The 18229-nt window shown below is 38.0% G+C and carries 15 protein-coding genes and 1 tRNA gene; 11 read left to right on the forward strand and 5 right to left on the reverse strand.

Annotated elements, in window-relative coordinates; all coding sequences use genetic code 11:
* Positions 1 to 152 precede the first annotated feature (152 nt).
* The 5 genes from rlmE (at position 153) to TOL5_RS05850 (ending at position 4794) form a co-directional block, all read left to right on the forward strand.
* Positions 153 to 803: a 23S rRNA (uridine(2552)-2'-O)-methyltransferase RlmE gene (gene rlmE / locus TOL5_RS05830; protein WP_004829459.1), complete on the forward strand. Its 651-nt coding sequence runs from the start codon at positions 153 to 155 to the stop codon at positions 801 to 803.
* 179 nt (positions 804 to 982) lie between these two features.
* Positions 983 to 2872, forward strand: coding sequence for an ATP-dependent zinc metalloprotease FtsH (ftsH, locus tag TOL5_RS05835; RefSeq protein ID WP_004829458.1), 1890 nt, complete (start codon positions 983 to 985; stop codon positions 2870 to 2872).
* Between the two features lie 129 nt (positions 2873 to 3001).
* On the forward strand, positions 3002 to 3856 hold the full coding sequence (gene folP / locus TOL5_RS05840) for a dihydropteroate synthase (RefSeq protein ID WP_004829457.1): 855 nt from the start codon (positions 3002 to 3004) through the stop codon (positions 3854 to 3856).
* A gap of 197 nt (positions 3857 to 4053) precedes the next feature.
* Positions 4054 to 4368: a DUF5713 family protein gene (locus TOL5_RS05845; protein WP_004829456.1), complete on the forward strand. Its 315-nt coding sequence runs from the start codon at positions 4054 to 4056 to the stop codon at positions 4366 to 4368.
* 349 nt (positions 4369 to 4717) lie between these two features.
* Positions 4718 to 4794: transfer RNA gene (locus tag TOL5_RS05850), tRNA-Met, on the forward strand.
* A 938-nt stretch (positions 4795 to 5732) separates the two neighbouring features.
* On the opposite strand, the gene TOL5_RS05855 is transcribed toward TOL5_RS05850, so the two are convergent.
* The 4 genes from TOL5_RS05855 to TOL5_RS05870 form a co-directional block, all read right to left on the reverse strand.
* Entirely contained in the window at positions 5733 to 6773 is a 1041-nt protein-coding gene (locus TOL5_RS05855; RefSeq protein ID WP_005032964.1) for a hypothetical protein, read from the reverse strand.
* Between the two features lie 5 nt (positions 6774 to 6778).
* Positions 6779 to 8404 carry an NAD+ synthase gene (locus TOL5_RS05860; RefSeq protein WP_199934986.1) on the reverse strand — a complete coding sequence of 542 codons (1626 nt, stop codon included), beginning with the start codon at positions 8402 to 8404 and terminating at the stop codon, positions 6779 to 6781.
* A gap of 401 nt (positions 8405 to 8805) precedes the next feature.
* Positions 8806 to 9291, reverse strand: a complete 486-nt coding sequence (locus TOL5_RS05865; RefSeq protein ID WP_004829453.1) for a hypothetical protein — start codon at positions 9289 to 9291, stop codon at positions 8806 to 8808.
* A gap of 530 nt (positions 9292 to 9821) precedes the next feature.
* Positions 9822 to 10628, reverse strand: coding sequence for an alpha/beta fold hydrolase (locus tag TOL5_RS05870; RefSeq protein WP_121774306.1), 807 nt, complete (start codon positions 10626 to 10628; stop codon positions 9822 to 9824).
* A 316-nt stretch (positions 10629 to 10944) separates the two neighbouring features.
* Here TOL5_RS05870 and TOL5_RS05875 point away from each other — a divergent pair, with 316 nt between their 5' ends.
* The 4 genes from TOL5_RS05875 (at position 10945) to TOL5_RS05890 (ending at position 15890) form a co-directional block, all read left to right on the forward strand.
* The gene (locus tag TOL5_RS05875) at positions 10945 to 11901 is read left to right on the forward strand and encodes a metal-dependent hydrolase (RefSeq protein WP_042090057.1); all 957 of its coding nucleotides are present in this window, start codon (positions 10945 to 10947) and stop codon (positions 11899 to 11901) included.
* Between the two features lie 350 nt (positions 11902 to 12251).
* Positions 12252 to 13205, forward strand: a complete 954-nt coding sequence (locus TOL5_RS05880; protein ID WP_121774307.1) for a metal-dependent hydrolase — start codon at positions 12252 to 12254, stop codon at positions 13203 to 13205.
* Between the two features lie 28 nt (positions 13206 to 13233).
* Complete coding sequence (locus TOL5_RS05885; protein WP_009585084.1) at positions 13234 to 14079, forward strand: SDR family NAD(P)-dependent oxidoreductase; 846 nt, start codon at positions 13234 to 13236, stop codon at positions 14077 to 14079.
* A gap of 17 nt (positions 14080 to 14096) precedes the next feature.
* Positions 14097 to 15890, forward strand: coding sequence for a flavin-containing monooxygenase (locus TOL5_RS05890; protein ID WP_009585077.1), 1794 nt, complete (start codon positions 14097 to 14099; stop codon positions 15888 to 15890).
* Positions 15891 to 15936: 46 nt separating this feature from the next.
* On the opposite strand, the gene TOL5_RS05895 is transcribed toward TOL5_RS05890, so the two are convergent.
* Entirely contained in the window at positions 15937 to 16608 is a 672-nt protein-coding gene (locus tag TOL5_RS05895; protein ID WP_121774308.1) for a DUF2306 domain-containing protein, read from the reverse strand.
* Positions 16609 to 16784: 176 nt separating this feature from the next.
* On the opposite strand from TOL5_RS05895, the gene TOL5_RS05900 reads away from it, so the two are divergent.
* Positions 16785 to 17453 (forward strand): YARHG domain-containing protein, encoded by a 669-nt coding sequence (locus TOL5_RS05900; RefSeq protein WP_004829446.1) that lies wholly within the window; start codon positions 16785 to 16787, stop codon positions 17451 to 17453.
* A 69-nt stretch (positions 17454 to 17522) separates the two neighbouring features.
* Positions 17523 to 18140: a hypothetical protein gene (locus TOL5_RS05905; RefSeq protein WP_009585086.1), complete on the forward strand. Its 618-nt coding sequence runs from the start codon at positions 17523 to 17525 to the stop codon at positions 18138 to 18140.
* The last annotated feature ends 89 nt before the right edge of the window (positions 18141 to 18229 follow it).

The following is an 18229-nucleotide window of genomic DNA, read 5'->3' on the forward strand; positions in this document are numbered from 1 at the left end:
ATCGCTGCGCTGTAAATTCTGTAGAAATATTCGATGAAGCTTATTCAAAAAAACATATCAATATCTATCGATTTTAATCCATATGTATACTGCAATGAGAATATTTTTCACGTACAATCACAAGTTAGTTATCCGTTTAGATCAAGAGAGTTATGGCTACACGCATTACCAACCAGAAGTTATCCAAAAGTAGTCGTGCGTGGATGAGAGAGCATTTAGATGATCCTTTTGTGAAAAAAGCACAAAAAGAAGGCTATCGTGCTCGCGCAGCATATAAACTTCTTGAAATTCAAGAAAAATATAAAATGATTAAACCCGGAATGACTGTGGTTGACTTGGGAGCTGCACCAGGAAGCTGGTCGCAAATCGCAGGAAAACTGGTCGGTGATAAGGGTTTAGTGATTGCTTCAGACATTTTGGAAATGGACGCTTTACCAGATGTTACTTTTTTACAAGGTGACTTTAGAGAAGAAGAAGTTTTCGAAAAATTGTTAAATATTTTAAATGGACGCACTGTAGACGTTGTAATTTCAGATATGGCCCCCAATACATCAGGTAATAGGGCTGTAGATCAACCTCGCCAGATTTATTTGTGTGAACTTGCGTTAGATTTTGCCAATAAAGTTCTAGGACCTAAAGGGCAATTTGTAGTTAAGGTTTTCCAAGGCAGTGGATTTGATGAGTTCCGAAAGCAAGTCGTGGACAGTTTTGATGTATTGAAAACAGCAAAACCTGCTGCTTCACGTGCACGTTCAAAAGAAGTTTTTTTAATTGGACAGGGTCGTAAAAAAGTTTCGCAATAGCGGGCATTTTTAAGGTATGTTCTTAGTTCGTAATGAATTGCCAACAAATGCTTGCCAAGTTGTTAAAAATTGTGCATTTTGTACCTTTTTAATCTTTATTGCGAAATTCATTACTCGCTTTTTGTTACGATCAAGCATGATTGAGCCTGATCAAAATAGTTATATATGGGAATAAAGCTTTGAGCGATTACTTCAAAAATGCCGTATTGTGGCTGGTCATACTGGGTGTGCTGATCTTAATCTTCAGCAATCTCAGTGACCGCAGTAAGCCTTCTGCGATGAATTATTCTGAATTCGTCACAGCGGTGAATGCTGGTCAAATTAGTAAAGTCACAATTGATGGTGAAAGAATAAGCGGCGAAAAAAAGAACGGTTCGAACTTTGAAAGTATTCGCCCAGCAGTTCAAGATCCTGAACTGATGCCTACACTCATCAAAAATAACGTTGTTGTTGAAGGTACTGCACCTCAACGTCAAGGTTTGTTGATGCAACTTCTCATTGCAAGTTTCCCTGTACTCTTAATTATTTTATTGTTCATGTTCTTCATGCGTAACATGGGCGGTGGTGCAGGTGGTAAAAATGGTCCAATGAGTTTTGGGAAATCGAAGGCGAAAATGCTTTCGGAAGACCAAATTAAAGTAACATTTGTTGATGTTGCAGGTTGTGATGAAGCGAAACAAGAAGTTGTTGAAATCGTAGATTTCTTAAAAGACCCTGCAAAATTCAAACGCTTAGGAGCAACAATTCCTAAAGGCGTGTTGATGGTTGGTCCTCCAGGTACAGGTAAAACTTTACTTGCGAAAGCGATTGCGGGTGAAGCAAAAGTTCCTTTCTTTAGCATCTCTGGTTCTGATTTCGTTGAAATGTTTGTAGGTGTGGGTGCTTCGCGTGTACGTGATATGTTTGAACAAGCGAAACGTCATGCACCATGTATCATCTTTATTGATGAGATTGATGCTGTTGGTCGTCATCGTGGTTCAGGTACTGGTGGTGGTCATGATGAGCGTGAGCAAACATTAAACCAGATGTTGGTTGAAATGGACGGTTTCGAAGGTAACGAAGGTATTATCGTTATTGCTGCAACCAACCGTGCCGACGTACTCGATAAAGCATTGTTACGTCCTGGACGTTTTGACCGTCAAGTGATGGTGGGTCTTCCTGACATCAAAGGTCGTGAACAGATTTTGGCAGTGCATTTGAAGAAACTTCCATCTGTAACAGGTGTTGATCTTAAAGTACTTGCACGTGGTACACCGGGCTTTTCTGGTGCGCAATTGGCAAACCTTGTCAATGAAGCGGCATTATTTGCTGCACGTCGTAATAAGAACACTGTCGACATGCATGACTTTGAAGATGCTAAAGACAAGATCTATATGGGACCTGAACGTAAGTCGATGGTGATTCGTGAAGAAGAACGTCGTGCGACCGCTTATCATGAAGCAGGTCATGCGATTGTAGCGGAAATTCTTCCGGGTACAGACCCAGTACATAAAGTAACCATTATGCCGCGTGGTTGGGCGCTTGGTGTGACTTGGCAGCTGCCAGAACATGACCAAACCAGCCATTACAAGTCTAAGATGTTGAATGAACTTTCTATCTTATTCGGTGGTCGTATTGCAGAAGAAGTATTCATTAACCAAATGTCGACAGGTGCTTCTAACGACTTTGAACGTGCAACTAAAATGGCGCGTGCAATGGTCACCAAGTACGGTATGTCTGACAAAATGGGTGTGATGGTTTACGAAGATGAAAACCAAAATGGTTTCTTTGGAAACGTAGGTAGTCGCACTATTTCTGAAGCAACTCAACAACAAGTTGATCAAGAAGTACGTCGTATTCTTGATGAACAGTACAAAGTTGCACGTGATATTCTTGAAAATAACAAAGATATTGCGCATGCAATGGTGAAAGCCTTGATGGAATGGGAAACTATTGATCGCGATCAAATCCGTGACATCATGGAAGGTCGTGAGCCGCAACCACCTAAGGTTTATGTTGCTGATAATCCAGTGATTGATGTGACGCCTACAGATGGTCCATCAACTCCGCCACCATTACCAGCAACCTGATTGGAATAAATCAAAAAGAGTCTCATACGAGGCTCTTTTTTTATGCAAATACAATTTATTATTAAAAGAATTTATCTTGAAATGGAGTGTAATTGCTAAACTAAAGCGACTTAATCATGGAGAGGCGACATGCAATTGGTGTCACTGCCGAATAAAATTTTGCGTTGCGGGCGTTTGAGTTTAGATCTATCAAAAGCGCATGTTATGGGGATACTGAATGTAACTCCAGATTCTTTTAGTGATGGAGGTCTACATAATCAAAAAGATCAAGCCATTGCATATGCTAGACAAATGATTGATGCAGGTGCAACTGTGATTGATGTCGGTGGTGAATCTACACGACCTGGTGCATCAACTGTAGCAATCACTGAGGAAATCCAACGCGTCATTCCTGTAATTGCTGAGCTTGCCCAATATGACGTGGTGATATCGGTTGATACTTCGCAACCAGAAGTGATTCGTGAAGCAGTCAAGGTCGGCGCACATATTTGGAATGATGTAAGAGCATTAACTCGTCCAAATGCATTGCAAACAGCTGCAGAACTAGATATTCCTGTGATTATTATGCATATGCGTGGTGAACCAACAACCATGAACCAACTGGACCAATATCAGGATGTAACTCTGGATGTGATTAAGGAACTTCAACAACGTGTCGATCAAGCGATACAAGCAGGGGTTAAGCCTGAAAACATCATGATTGATCCCGGTTTTGGTTTTGCTAAAAATGCGCAACAGAACTTAAAATTATTGAATGAGTTTTATAAATTGAACGCAATGGGATATCCCATTTTATCCGCCTTATCACGTAAGCGTTTTATTGGAGAGGCTTTAGGTGGAGCAGATGCTCAAAATCGTGCGATAGGCAGTGTCGCTGCGCATTTGATGAGTATTCAGCAAGGTGCATGTATGGTACGTGCACATGATGTAAAAGCAATGTCAGACGCCATTCAAATTTGGCAGGCAATGCGTACCGCGATTTAGCGATAGGTGTTTTAAATTGAATTTGATTGGATCAAATGATCTTTCTTCATAGGTATAAGTATGACGATTGAAGCGCATTTCTCTCTCTAATCAGAAAAGTGATTTAAAAAAATAGCATTAAGGTCGCAAGTAGATTTGGTGAATTGTATGGTTTGTGTTATATAAGCGCGTGAATTGCTGTTTTATTTTAGGTTGCTATGTTTAACGATCTACTTCTCCCAATGTTCGATGATGAATATTATCCCGATATTCTAGTTGCCGAAATAAAGCAACTCATTGAACAATTTGCTAAAAAGGTGGCTAAAACCAGTTTTAGCGATGCTGAAATTTATTCTTTGGCAAATCTGACTGTGACTGAAATTAATGAAATGAAGCCTCAGTTTGAAGACTTAGACTCCTCACTGGATGATACTGCTGCAGATTATATTGCTGAAGCGTTGATGATGGTGATACAGGATCAAGGTTATCTTGATCTTGAAATGGAAGAGCTGGTTGCAAATAGAGAGTGGTAAACACTCTCTTTTTTATTGCAAGATTTGAATCTTGGAAACATTAAAATTCGATAGTTGCTATAGTGCTCAATGGTTATAAAATTATTTTGGGTCGTTTGTTTTGTTTAAGTCTTATTTTATTCAAACATCTTCATCTATAAAAAATTAAATCTTTAATTTAGCGACGATTAAAATATTGTAGGTAGATTGCAGGATAATTTTATCGCTTGAATATGCTAATTTTCTGATAAAAACATAAATATGTATTAATTTTAAACATTTAAATATCAATTGTTTAAAGTGTGAGCATTAGTTTATTTAAGTGCTTGACGTAGGGTGTATAACTTTAGATAATGCGCACACAGTTTATGGCTATGTAGCTCAGTTGGTTAGAGCACCGCACTCATAATGCGGGGGTCACAGGTTCAAGTCCCGTCATAGCCACCATTTTTATAGACCATGCTCACCGCATGGTCTCTTTTTTTGTGTGATCAGGCTGAATTAAATCAAACATTATTTTAATAAAGCTTGATATGTTTATAACAAAAACAAGAGAACTGAAATTGTTACATGAGGATGTTCAATTTATCCAACACATCGTAGTCATATATTAGCCTTTTACCAATGTACGTGTCGTGATGGTTTTTTAAATAAGGGCAAGCTTTATCAACCATAAAATTTCTCGTACTACTTTTACATATCCTCAATCTGTTGAGAGCAGTTACAGTAAAATATAATTTGCTTTGACTCACAAAATCTATGATATGAAAATTTTGTTTGATGATATTAAGCTTTTATTAATGTAACGTGAATTCGATACAATTAAATCTTCAACTCATTGAAAGATAATAAATCTATGTGGATTTTTTCTGGATTTTCATCCGATTTTGGATGAGGAGCGGAGCTCCGCAAGGGCTCGCCATACTTGTTTTGGCATGAGGAGCGAAGCTCCGTAAGCGCAACCATCAATATAGTTTTATTTCTCTTGACCAATAAAATGAAGGCGATCAATAGATTGTTTGATGATCTAAAGCTTGTACTGCCACGCTTTAGTGCTAAAGTTTAAATTCTTTTGCGTAGGCGATGGCTCACTTTTCAGAGATGAAAAGTGACAAAAATCTTTCGTTGAGCGAGGGGTACATCCTTTACCCCCGCTGAACATGGCGACATCCATGTCGCCTCAAGATCGCAAGACCATCAATGATTCAAAAAGTACAAAATAAATGAATCATCCAAATCACTTGTATGAATAATCAGGCGGTTTGACTGTATCATCTTTCATCAAGGATTTTTATCGTACTCAGGTTAATGTACTTTATATTGATGATTTAAATCGATTAACTGAGACGTTGTCTATAGAAAGACGATCTATGTTTTATCAATGGTTATGCTTTCTCAGCAAGAAAATTTTCTATAAAGCGCTGGGTTTGTGGATCCAAGTAGAATGGTGCTATCAAAGATTGGATGATGCTGTCTAACAAGCCGTGCTGTTCTAATGCACCTAATGTATGTGGAATAAAGCGATCTGCTTCAATGAATAAGTCATTTTTATCTAGACCTACAGAGTGTAATAATTCCTGTAGACTGTATTCACCAAAATATTCATAAAATGCTTCTACTACATTAAGAATAACCTGTTGCATATATTCTGTTTCGCGAAGCTCTTTCCATGTTTCATAAACCAAGATAAAGAACTCTTCAAAATCTATGGATTGAAGTTGAGAAAACGTTTCTTTTAAGGAGCGTTGTTTGATTTCAGTCCAGATGTGTGTCGCGATATCTGCTAAATCCTCATTGGGAAGCATAATAATCGTGCTGAGTTGTTTACGTATTGCTGACGCAAGTTGGTTTTCTAATTTTAATTCAATATTTTGCTGTTGGTCTTGGATAAAGCTCATGACTTTGGAACCAAGACGATTTTGTTTAACTGTGTAGTGGCGAAGCTGATTAAGCCAAGGTGTGTTACTTTCAACAATTTGATTGGCGAGTTGTAAGCTGACCTGTTGAATCTGCGGATTATGTTGTAAATTTTCTTGAAGATAATCTCGGAGCTGTTCAAGTTCTAAAATTTTGAACATCCATAATTCAAATGATTCATCTGAAAGTAAATCATTGATAACGGTTTGGCTACCAATTGCATATTGATGAATTTTTTGCGCAACGACACCAATAAACTCAAGAATATCAGCGCCCAAATTTAGTTCAAATGCATATTTTTGAACCACTGAACAGAGTTGTTCAAGTTGTATCACGTCTTTTAAAAGAATTTTGTCAGCATTCTGATAAGTTTGAGAAATAAAATTTTGAATGAATTGAGGATTTTTTTGATCAAGTAATTGTTGTTTGGTATAACGCACTTGCTCAAGCAAAAGTGCTTGAGCAAGTTCCTGAGCAAAGCTCGCTGGGAGTGAATTATTCACATTCACGAGGCTTATACACCAGGTTTCCAGCCATTTACAATCGGGTAGCGACGTTCGCGACTAAATGCACGTGAACTGATGCGTGGTCCAATTGAACCTTGACGGCGTTTGTATTCATTGCGATCAACAAGACGAATTACTTTTTCGACCACTTCACGTTCAAAGCCCTTGGCGATGATGTCCTCTTGGCTTTGTTCTTCTTCGATATAGGCGTATAAAATCGCATCGAGTATATCGTAAGCAGGTAGTGAATCTTGGTCTTTTTGATCTGGACGAAGTTCAGCTGAAGGTGGACGGGTAATCACACGTTCAGGAATTACAGGCGTTTCAGAAATGCTGTTACGATACTTTGCCAATTCAAACACGATGGTTTTATAAACGTCTTTCAGTACTGCAAAACCACCCACCATATCGCCATATAAAGTACAGTAACCGACAGAAAGTTCAGATTTATTGCCTGTTGAAAGCACTAAATTACCAAATTTATTAGATAAACCCATCAACAGTGTGCCACGCGCACGAGCTTGAAGGTTTTCCTCTGTTGCATCAGCAGGTGAGTTGCCAAAGAAAGGATAGAGCGTATGCATGAAACTGTTTACAATTGGATGAATTTCAGCAATACCAAATGTCACTCCCATACGCTTTGCTTGCTCAGTAGCATCTTCAACACTGATTTGAGAGGTATAAGTATAAGGCATCATTACCGCTTGAACTTTATCCGCACCAATTGCATCAACAGCAATTGCAAGCGTTAAAGCGGAGTCAATACCTCCTGATAATCCAAGAATTACACCAGGAAAGCCTGAGCGTTGCACATAGTCACGTGTTGCTAAAACTAAACCTTGGTAAATCTCAGCCATGGTACTTAAAGCAGGTGCAGTTTCGACGACTTGATAGCTTTTGTTTTCGATTTGGTATTCTGTAAAGTAGAGGTCTTCAATGAAGCTCGGTGCTTGTAATGCAACTTCGCCTGATTGGTTAATCACAAAACTTGTACCATCAAAAATCAGATCGTCTTGCCCACCGACTTGGTTGACGTAGACCAAGTGCAAATTCAATTGTTTCGCTAATTCTTTCAGCGTTACGATACGGTGTTGAGGTTTACCAACTTCATAAGGTGAAGCATTGAGTACCAAAACGCTTTCGACATTCAATTGAGCTAACTGTTGAACTGTATTGAGTGACCAGACATCTTCACAGATCAATACACCAAACTTATGACCCAAGTATTCAAAAACGAGGTGTTGATGACCTTCATTAAAATAACGCTTTTCGTCAAATACACTATAGTTAGGTAAATTTTGTTTGTTATAAATACCGAGTACCTGACCATCTTTCATGACAGCAGCAGCATTATAACGTTGACCATCATCTGTAAGATTTACAAAACCAAATACCAAAACAATATCTTTGATCGTGGCTAGTTTTTCAAAAGCTTGAGCTGTACGTTTAGCTAAGCTTGGGCGTAGAAATAAATCTTCAGCTGGATAGCCGATAATAGAAAGTTCGGGGAAAACAATAATTTCAGCATTCTGTTTTTTTGCTTCATTGGCTTGCTCAATCATCTTTTGAACATTTGAATCAAGATCACCAATGAATGGAGAGAATTGCGCAAGAGCAATTTTAAAACTTTTCATTTAAACCAAATCCTATTCCAATAGGGTAATTTATATACATTTTGTTGATTTTTAAAATGTAGTTATTCAACGTATGTATATATAGACACAACAAAAACTGCCAAAGGGCGAAGCTATAAAATCATCAAAAAATCATCAAAAATCTTTATTTTTTTGCAAGGCAAAAATTTCAGACATTGAGTATTTTAACTAAAAAAATGTCAGAAGCTAGTGATTCATCAAGTTTATTCAGTGCAGCATCAATGACACCATGAATTTAGAGTATTTTTTTTGTAGAAACTAGTGATTTTTCATTATTTTTTGCTTTTTACATCGGAATTAATGTTCTTTTTAAAAAAATCATGAAATAGATCACAAAAAAGTCCGAAGCAAAGCGAAAAGTGTCAAATTTTAGCTTTGATTTAATTCAAAATGATATTTTCAATTCGATTTAAATAAATGTCTTTAGCGATGTCTCCTTGTTGCTCGATATTATAGTCAAAATAAGACTTTCCTTGAACCAAAGTATAGCGATAAGGGTTATAGCGACCAAAACTAAGATACATTGCAGACTGCAAAATTGCACCTTTTAGCAGGACTTTTTCATGGCGTTGGTATTGATAGATATGGGCCATTTCATGAATGAATACAGCTTGATAGGCTAAACTCATGCAAGAAAAATCTTCACAATAATCGGCATCTTTTAAATGAATATAGCCATTAGGTGCCATTAAGATGCCAACGGGTTGCCAAGGCAAATATGGGTGATTCATGATTTTTACCTGATCATAATCAATCAAGTCACCAAACACAGTTCGGCTAATTCGAATTTCTCCATTTGTTAATGGGCGATATTTAAATTGATCAATTTTGAGTATTTTTGCCAAGCGCCAAAAGTAATTCAACATTGTTAGCAGGGATTAAAATAAAGTTAGAATCAGTTTAGCATTGAATATAGGACAGCCAAATAACAATCAATTTTATAATGATGAGTAAGTCCAACGAGATCATCTGTATCAATTAAATATGCTTATCTGTGACTCACAAATCTTCTAAGAATCTTGATAAAAGTATAGGGTCTGTGGACAATTCGTCTATGTTTGCGACTAGGTGTGTTTTTTAGGCGATTCTAGGCGCGAAATACGAAATTTAGTCATTCTAAATAAGTAGTTCGTAACGACGAAGCGACAAAAAACACGCTAGTCCCCGCTGCGCCTTGCGCTGCAAACAAAGCAGTGCTTTGTTCTTGCTCAGGGTTGTGGCTAAAATTATCTCAGGCTACGTTATGAAACTTAAAAATAGTCTCGCTATTCTCTTCATTTCATGCCTTGCCTGCTCAATTTTAACCTACAACGCAAGCCATTTATGAAATGTCCACAGACCCTAAAGTTCATTGGATTGTATGAGATTGAAATCAAATCATTTTTATGAAATGACGCTATGCAATTTCAAGTCCTACAATAAAAGTATGAATAATATTTAATATTTGCTGAGGATTTTCTTTATGTGGCATATGCTTTGCACCTGCAATAATCTCTAATTGAACTGTTTTAGTTGCATAATCGATAAACTGTTGAGGTTGAGCCAAAGAGCCATATTCATCCAGTTCTCCATGAATGACCAAGAGAGGACATTGTATTTGCGTTAACGTGTCTCTTAACTGCCAATGGCGGAATTGAGAAGATAACCATGTTTCAGTCCAAGCATTTAAAACCCATTGAGCTTTTTCTCCATGATATTTTTTAAGACGATTCATTTGTCCTAGATGTTGAAAGTTGGTTTTGGCATCTTGAATTCCAGTAAGGGTTTGTTGTTCTACAAAAGCCTGTGCTGAAATGGTGATTAAGGCTTTACATTGCTCTGGATACTGCACAGAACAGTGAGTTGCCATCCCACCGCCTACACTATGTCCCATCACCATAAAATCTTGAATTTTGAATTGCTCTAAAATGACTGAAAAACCTTCTATTGCTTCATTTTTCACAAAATCAATATCCAAGAAGTCGGGATGGGGAGATGATTGTCCAAAACCTAATCGATCGTAGGCAATCACTTGGTGTCCTGTTATTTGGGCAAGTAGTTCAGGGAATTCTCGCCAAAGTTCTACTGAACCCAAAGAATCATGCAAAAGAATGATTGGTGTAGTTGAGTGCTGATCAGGCGACCATGACTTTACATAAAGTTTTGTGACGGAGGAATATGATTTTATATCTAGCCAAGCTTCAACAATTTTTATATTAGACACGTCAGTCTCATTTCTTCATCAAATCAATCTGTGACTCACCATAATGACTTTTTTAACTCAGGTCCAAGTTAAGTGGATGATTAAAAATGTCCTCTCGGGTCATTATTTATCAGCAAATACACTTGTTTCAGTTATTTGTCGGACACTTTGTTGGATAGTCATAAATTGCCAATCGATTGACCGTAAATGCTAATGGTATTTGATGCAATATGTCTTAATTTCGGCTGTATAAAAGCATGGTTTTGACTAGGAATGTGAATTTGTACTGGATTTTTAGACAAAGCTTTGCACTATAGATAAATAGATGAGGTTTTATATGTTGCTTGCTAAACCAGTCAAAAAGGTCTTTGCAAAAGTTTTTCCCAGCCAATTGGTGGATTTAACTGAGCAGGTTGCTAATATTCCGATTCGTCATTTTGATTTTAAATTCAGCCCTGATGAGCTGGATGTTAAATTTTTTATGCAAAAGGAATGGGCGACTGCTTATTTTGCAGCACTTTCAATTTTTTTGACTTATGGCGAAGAATTGGTGATTGAAACTGCACGTCACCATCGTGACCAAATCAAAGATCCAATCTTGAAACAGCGTTTAACCAGTTTAATTGGGCAAGAGGCGATTCATTCTAAAGTCCATGAAGAATATAATGAAACGATGATTCCCAATCATTTGCCAGTACAACTATACCGTTTTCTTGCTGAACAAGTATTTAACAATACTTTTCTAAAATTTCCACAGCCATTGAAGCTTTCAATGATGGCTGGAATCGAGCATTTTACTGCTGTTTTTGCTCAATATGCCATGACACACCAAGATATTTTTAATCATTCACTCGATGAAAAAACACGTGCTTTATGGTTGTGGCATATGCTTGAAGAATCTGAACACAAAGATATTGCATATGATACCTATCAAGTTCTTTCGGCAAATTATAGTTTACGCATTTTAGGATTCTTTATTGCCTTGATCACGCTTGGGGTGGGTGTCGGTGCAGGTGCATTATTTTTGCCGTTTTTACGGCGTCCGCAAAATACCTTGAGCTTAAGCTTTTGGAGAGAAGCGAAGGGGAGTTGGGATTTACTCTTTGGCTTAAAGGATGGGGTGTTTGGCAGTAGTTTAGGGCATATTTTTGATTATCTGCGTCCAAGCTTTCATCCCAATGATCATGACACCAGTGAACTATTGGACTATTTCAAGAAAGAGCTGCTTGATCCAGAGACAGGAACGCTGACTCCTTATTTTATCAAAGAATTTACGCCAGCGATCCGTAACTAAACCTGAGTGAATTGAACATCTTTTTAAACAAGAGTGACTAAATGGTTGCTCTTTTTTTGTATTGCTTAATAGCACATTTGACCCACTTTGATTTCTCAACACATCACAGAACTTATCTTCATGGGACATTTTCTATCTTGAAGAACAACACCGCAGAGTAATTGTTAGACAATCCGTTGTGGTTGTCATAATTTGCTAATCGAATGTCTGCATATGCCAATGGTAATTGACAAAGCATGTCGTAATTTTTAGTGATCAAATTAGAGTTTTTACTCAAAAGGCAAGCTGTGCCATGTGTTAAATAGACCTGTGCACGGGTGACCAGATTAAATGAATAAAGAGTATTTTCTATGTTCGTGAAACCGTTAAAAAAAGCTGTCGCTAAAATGTTTGCTGCAGCGCCATTTAGTTTGGCAAATCAAACACCGATTATTCCTATTCGGCATATGAAATTTGATTTTGATCCAGCAAAACTCGATCACAGATTTTATATGGATGCCGAGTTAGCAAGTGCTTACTTTGCTTCATTGTCAATTTTTTTGACACGCGGTGAAGATTTGGTGATTGATACAGCACGATATCATCGTGATTTCATCACTGATCCTTTGCTTAAGCAACGTGTAACATCATTGATTGGTCAAGAAGCCATTCATTCTAAAATGCATGAAGAGTTAAACGAAGCCTATTTAATGCGTGATTTGCCTGTAAAGCTTTTCCGTACTTGGGCAGGATGGGCGTTTGAATATGGATTTGAACGTCTTCCTCAGCCAATGAAACTTTCATTGATGGCGGGAATTGAACATTTCACGGCTGTTTTGGCTGAATACATGATGAATCATGAGGAAATTTTCTTCCGTTCTCAAGATGAAAAACAGCGTGCGATCTGGATGTGGCATATGCTTGAAGAATCTGAGCATAAAGACATTGCCTTTGATGTTTTTCAAGAATTATCAAATAACTATTTATTACGTATTGCTGGATTTTTCCCTGCTTTGATCACGATTCTTGTATTGATTTCAGCAGCTTCATTTTTGGTTCCTTTTTATCGGAATCCAAAAAATTTAATCAGCTTACGTTATTGGAGTGAGATTCCTTACAATTTTCGCCTGATTTTTGGTTTAAAAGATGGTGTTTATGGTAGTAGCTTTAAGCATATTTTTGATTATCTACGTCCAAATTTTCATCCAAATGATCATGATACCTCTGAATTTTTGGAATATTACAAAGAAAAGTTGCTGAACCCTGAGAACGGTATTCTTACGCCTTATTTAACGAAAGAATTTTACCCGACATTGCGTTCGTAAAATAAAAAAATAGATGGATTGAAGAGATATGGGATTTTTTTCTAAAAAAGTAAAACCTAGCCAAAATGCTTATGCAGTGGTGACTGGTGCTGGCAGTGGAATTGGTCGTAGTTTTGCCTTGGAGCTTGCCAAGCGTGGTGGAACGATTGTTTGTGCTGATATTAATTTAGACGCTGCTCAAGAAACGGTAAATTTGATTGAGTCACAAACTTCTGGAAAAGCCTTTGCTGTGCAATGTGATGTTGGACTGAAAGAGCAAGTCAAAGCGCTGGCTGAACAGGCTGAAAAATTAATGAATCATCCTGTGAGTTTGGTTATTAATAATGCGGGTGTCGGTTTAGGTGGCAAGTTTGATGAAGTTTCTTTAGAGGATTGGCAATGGTGTATGCATGTCAATTTGTGGGGAGTGATTCACGGCTGTCATTACTTTGTCCCAAAGTTTAAACAACAAGGTCGCGGCGCAATTATTAATGTGGCTTCAGCGGCTGGTTATACCGCAGCGCCAGAGATGACGGCTTATAACGTGACCAAATCCAGTGTATTGGCTTTGTCAGAAACCCTATCCGCTGAACTTCGCAAAGACAATATTCGCGTCAATGTGTTATGTCCAACATTGGTACCAACCAATATTATGAAAAATGGTCGTTTACCGGGACATTACGCAGGGCTAGCCGATGATTTGCTAATGAATCATGCATTTACCACCAGCGATCAAGTTGCTATCAAGACCTTAAATAATCTGGATGCAAACAAGCTTTATACCATTCCGCAACCCGATGCAAAGCTGTTCTGGATCATGAAACGTGCTTCGCCAGCATTGTATGCCAAGGTGTTGGGTATTGGTTATCCATTATTTAATAAATACGTAAAATAAGATTTGAGTAGACGACTATGACGACTGAAACCACTTTAGATACACATCCAGAAGATAAAAGCGTGAAAAAGACGACAACGCAAACAACGTTGGAAGAGATTAAGCATGTGACTCAACCGAACACAGCACAATCTGCAAATTTAGAAGACAAAGCATTGGAAGTAAAAACCGTATCCAAGCCTGCGAAATCCACTGCTGCGAAAGTTGGCGCTGCTAAAGCGGAGATTCAAAAAACGGCTAAAGCTGCGGTAAAGTCGACTCAACAAAAAGCTACAACTCAAACAACAGTGAAACCAGAGAGCGCTGAACAGACTGCTGATAAAAAAGTAACCAGTGCTCAGAAAAAACAGCCCGTTCATACCTACGATACTATTGTGGTCGGGGCAGGTATTTCTGGAATTGCTGCGGCTTATCAAATGAATCAAGTGGGCTATCATGACTATGTTGTACTAGAAAAAGCCAACCGTGTTGGTGGTACGTGGCGTGATAACAATTATCCAGGTTGCGGTTGTGATGTGCCATCTGCGCTTTATTCTTTTTCATTCTCTCCTAGTCATAAATGGAGTCATCTGTTTGCCAAACAGCCTGAAATATTAAGTTATTTAGAAGAGGTGGTGGAAAAATACGACCTTGGTGAGAAAATTGAATTTAATAATGAATTGATCAGTGCCAAATGGGATGAAGTACAACATATTTGGCACTTAGAAACATCTAAAGGCGCTTACCAAGCAAAAACAGTGATTTTTACTACAGGTCCAATTACTGAACCTTCGATGCCTAAATTAAAAGGTATTGAAACATTCAAGGGAGAAATGTTTCACTCTGCACGTTGGAATCATGATTATGATTTAACAGGTAAACGTGTGGCTGTCATTGGTACGGGCGCTTCAGCAATTCAATTTATTCCACAAGTTCAACCTTTAGCGAAACAATTGATTGTGTTCCAGCGCACAGCACCATGGGTACTTCCTAAGGCTGACATGGAATTGAATGAAACTGCGAAAGGGATTATTTCTAAGTTTCCAGTCATTCAACAAACTTGGCGCAACAGTATTGCTCAGATTTTAAATGGGATTAACTTTGGGTTACGCAATCCGAAAGTACTCGAACCTGTCAATTTTTTAAGTAAGCAATTACTCAAATTACAAATTAAAGATGAAAAACTGCGTAAAGACGTGACCCCTAACTTTACCATTGGATGTAAGCGTTTATTGTTTGCGAACAATTATTATCCAGCCTTGCAACAAGACAATGTTGACCTTGTACCTCATGGTTTGGTGGAAATAGACGGTAATACGGTGATTGCAGCCAATGGTGAGCGTCATGAAGTTGATGTGATCATTTGGGGAACAGGTTTTGAAGTTTCTCATCCGCCGATTGGTAAACGTGTTTATGATGCCAATGGTCAAGTCCTTGCAGAGCGATGGAAAAACAGTTCTCCAGAAGCGTATTTAGGTGCAAGCATTGAACATGTTCCCAATGCATTCTTGGTCTTGGGTCCAAATATTCTGGTCTATGATTCATTTATTGGTATTGCAGAAGCGCAAGTCGGCTATATTGTTGATGGTTTACTAAAAATGCGTGATCAGAAGTTCACCCGTTTTGAAATTAAGGGGGATGTGATTACCCAACATAATCGACGTCTACAAAAGCACCTAAAAACAACGGTATTCAATGCAGGTGGCTGTAAGTCTTATTATCTGGATGAAAATGGACGAAATTTTGCGGCATGGCCTTGGTCATTACAAGAGCTTCGTAATCAGTTAAAACAACTGGATTTAAATCATTACACGGTGACGCGAAAAGATTAAAACCTTCACTAAATTGTAGAAGGTGATTCGAAAGCCCTAAATTTATTTAGGGCTTTTCTGTCTTGTATAAATGCAATTTGAGAATAATGATCTCTGCGACAATTAAATTAACCACCCAACCTAACCAAGACTCCAATTGATAGATATGCACAGGTGTCAGCCAATCAAAATAGGGCTGTAAAGTGTAAAGTCCCATTTTCCATGTTCTTAAACTTAATGCAGAAAGGCTGAGAGCGAAGCTCCGAATCATCCAGTCACGATGTAAAATCCAATGTTTTTTCAATAAAAAGTACAACGCGGATAGGGTGGTAATCGCCCAGAGTGAACTTAATAAGACAAAGCTGATTTGGGTAGATAATCCTCCAGCTGCTGAAAAAGCTAGAATTAAACCACTGGGTAAAGAAAACCCTAAAATGGTGATCAGATACAGCCAACCACTCCAGCGATGAATTCGGGGAAAACGCGTGCGAAAGACACGGAAAAACTGTGTAAATCCAGCGATGAGTACAAAGCTACTGCTGATCACATGGATTTTAAAAGCCGTCTGCCAAGGTTGAGTATTGACTACATCTTGCTTAAGCAATAAAAAATGCTGTTCTGTGTTCCAAGGAAAATATTGCAAACATATTGCGACCATGAGGTAACACAAATAGGCATAGACCAAGAGAGAAACTATACCTAAACTTATCGTGGGCAGATTGTTTTTTATTTTTGCCATACTGTTATGTAATAAAACGGGTTCAGTAAATTATAATCAAAGATATATCCAAACACAGTGTTTATATTTGGATTGAATTTGATTTTTTTGCATTATGTTGCGCCACAAATACGATAATTTGTTTTAAAATTACCGTGAATATGTATCACTCATCGTCATAACAAATAGGAATAACAATGAATAAGCGATTAATAACATGTATCGGGCTTTCCGCAATTTTTACTCAAAGTGGCTATGCACTGGATATTCAACAATTACAGAAATCTTGGTCTGGAAAATATGATGAACAAAAAATCGGTGTTTTTATCCAATCGATAGATCGAAATCAGGTCAAAGGTTACAGTATTTTGGGTAAGAACAAACAGAACTTCACAGGTAAGGTACAGAACACAGCTCAAGGCTATAAAATTACCGCAACTGAAAGCGGTGCACCTTCAAGCAGTGGGGTATTTACTTTTGTAGTGAGCCATAGTCAACCTAATCTGTTGGAGTCGAGTTGGGAGTCTACAACAGCAAAAGTAAAACCTAAATATTTTGACTTAAAACCGCAACAATGTCGTTATCAAAAAGATGTGGGTGATTATCCTGTTGCTTCTCAACGTTTATTGAAAGATCAAGATATACAAATTCCCGCAGAAGAACTGGATTGGATGCGTAATGAAATTTATGCACGACATGGTTATTCATTTGCAAATCGTGAAATTGCCAATCAATTTGCTGATCAAAACTGGTATATGCCATGTAGTACCAATGTAGAAAACCAATTAACTCAGATTGAAAAAACCAATATTCAACGAATTAAAAAAATACGTCCATACATGGCTAAAATGGAATGGGGACGTTAAGCACACAATCCATCACAAAATCTGAGCGTTTATTTTATGCTTTACTATTCTTCAGTTCGATTGAGTACTATGGTTTTTGTTCTAAGCGCATCTGCCCTGAGTTTTGCAGCAACTCCTACAGATCAAGCAGTGATCAACAGTATAACGAACCTAAACGATTCTCAAGCGACACCCGCCAAAGCGATCATGATTGATTATATGAAAGAGGTTCATTTGTTGTCTGGAGAGCTGGCTTATCTCTCTGGTGTAACATTTGAAAATGCAGGACGAAATTTTTGGGGAGGCTATATATTGACGCGCCCAAAGTTAAAACAATCTCGAATACTTGAGTTCGGTGGTCAAGCCAATGATTTCACAGTACATACGGTGCAATATCGAGCAAAACCAATCGATTTGGTTGAAATAGAGTCTGCAGGCTCGGGGCAGGGGCAAGTTTCCCAGACAACGGATTTAGTCTATTTTGATGGGTGGAAAGCTAAAATTATTGCAACTGCTGAATCTTCGAGTCATCCGGGGCGTTTTAGTGAGAAGTTGGGCGAGGAAGATTGTAAAACGGGTGGGGAAATTGTTTCAAGTTTAAAGATTTTACCCAGTCGCAATGAAGTGATTAAAACTATTCAATCATCCAATGCATGTAAAAATGCAAAAGTCACAACCCAAACGGAAAGAATCAAAATCGTACTATAAGTGCTCTTGTTGATTGCAGTGCTCGGTGATTCGATAAGATCGGATTCACTTTTTCCATCTCTGAAGAAATGAAGCATCATCTGTGCAAA

The organism is Acinetobacter sp. Tol 5 (genome assembly GCF_019702905.1).
Classification (GTDB): Bacteria; Pseudomonadota; Gammaproteobacteria; order Pseudomonadales; family Moraxellaceae; genus Acinetobacter; species Acinetobacter bereziniae.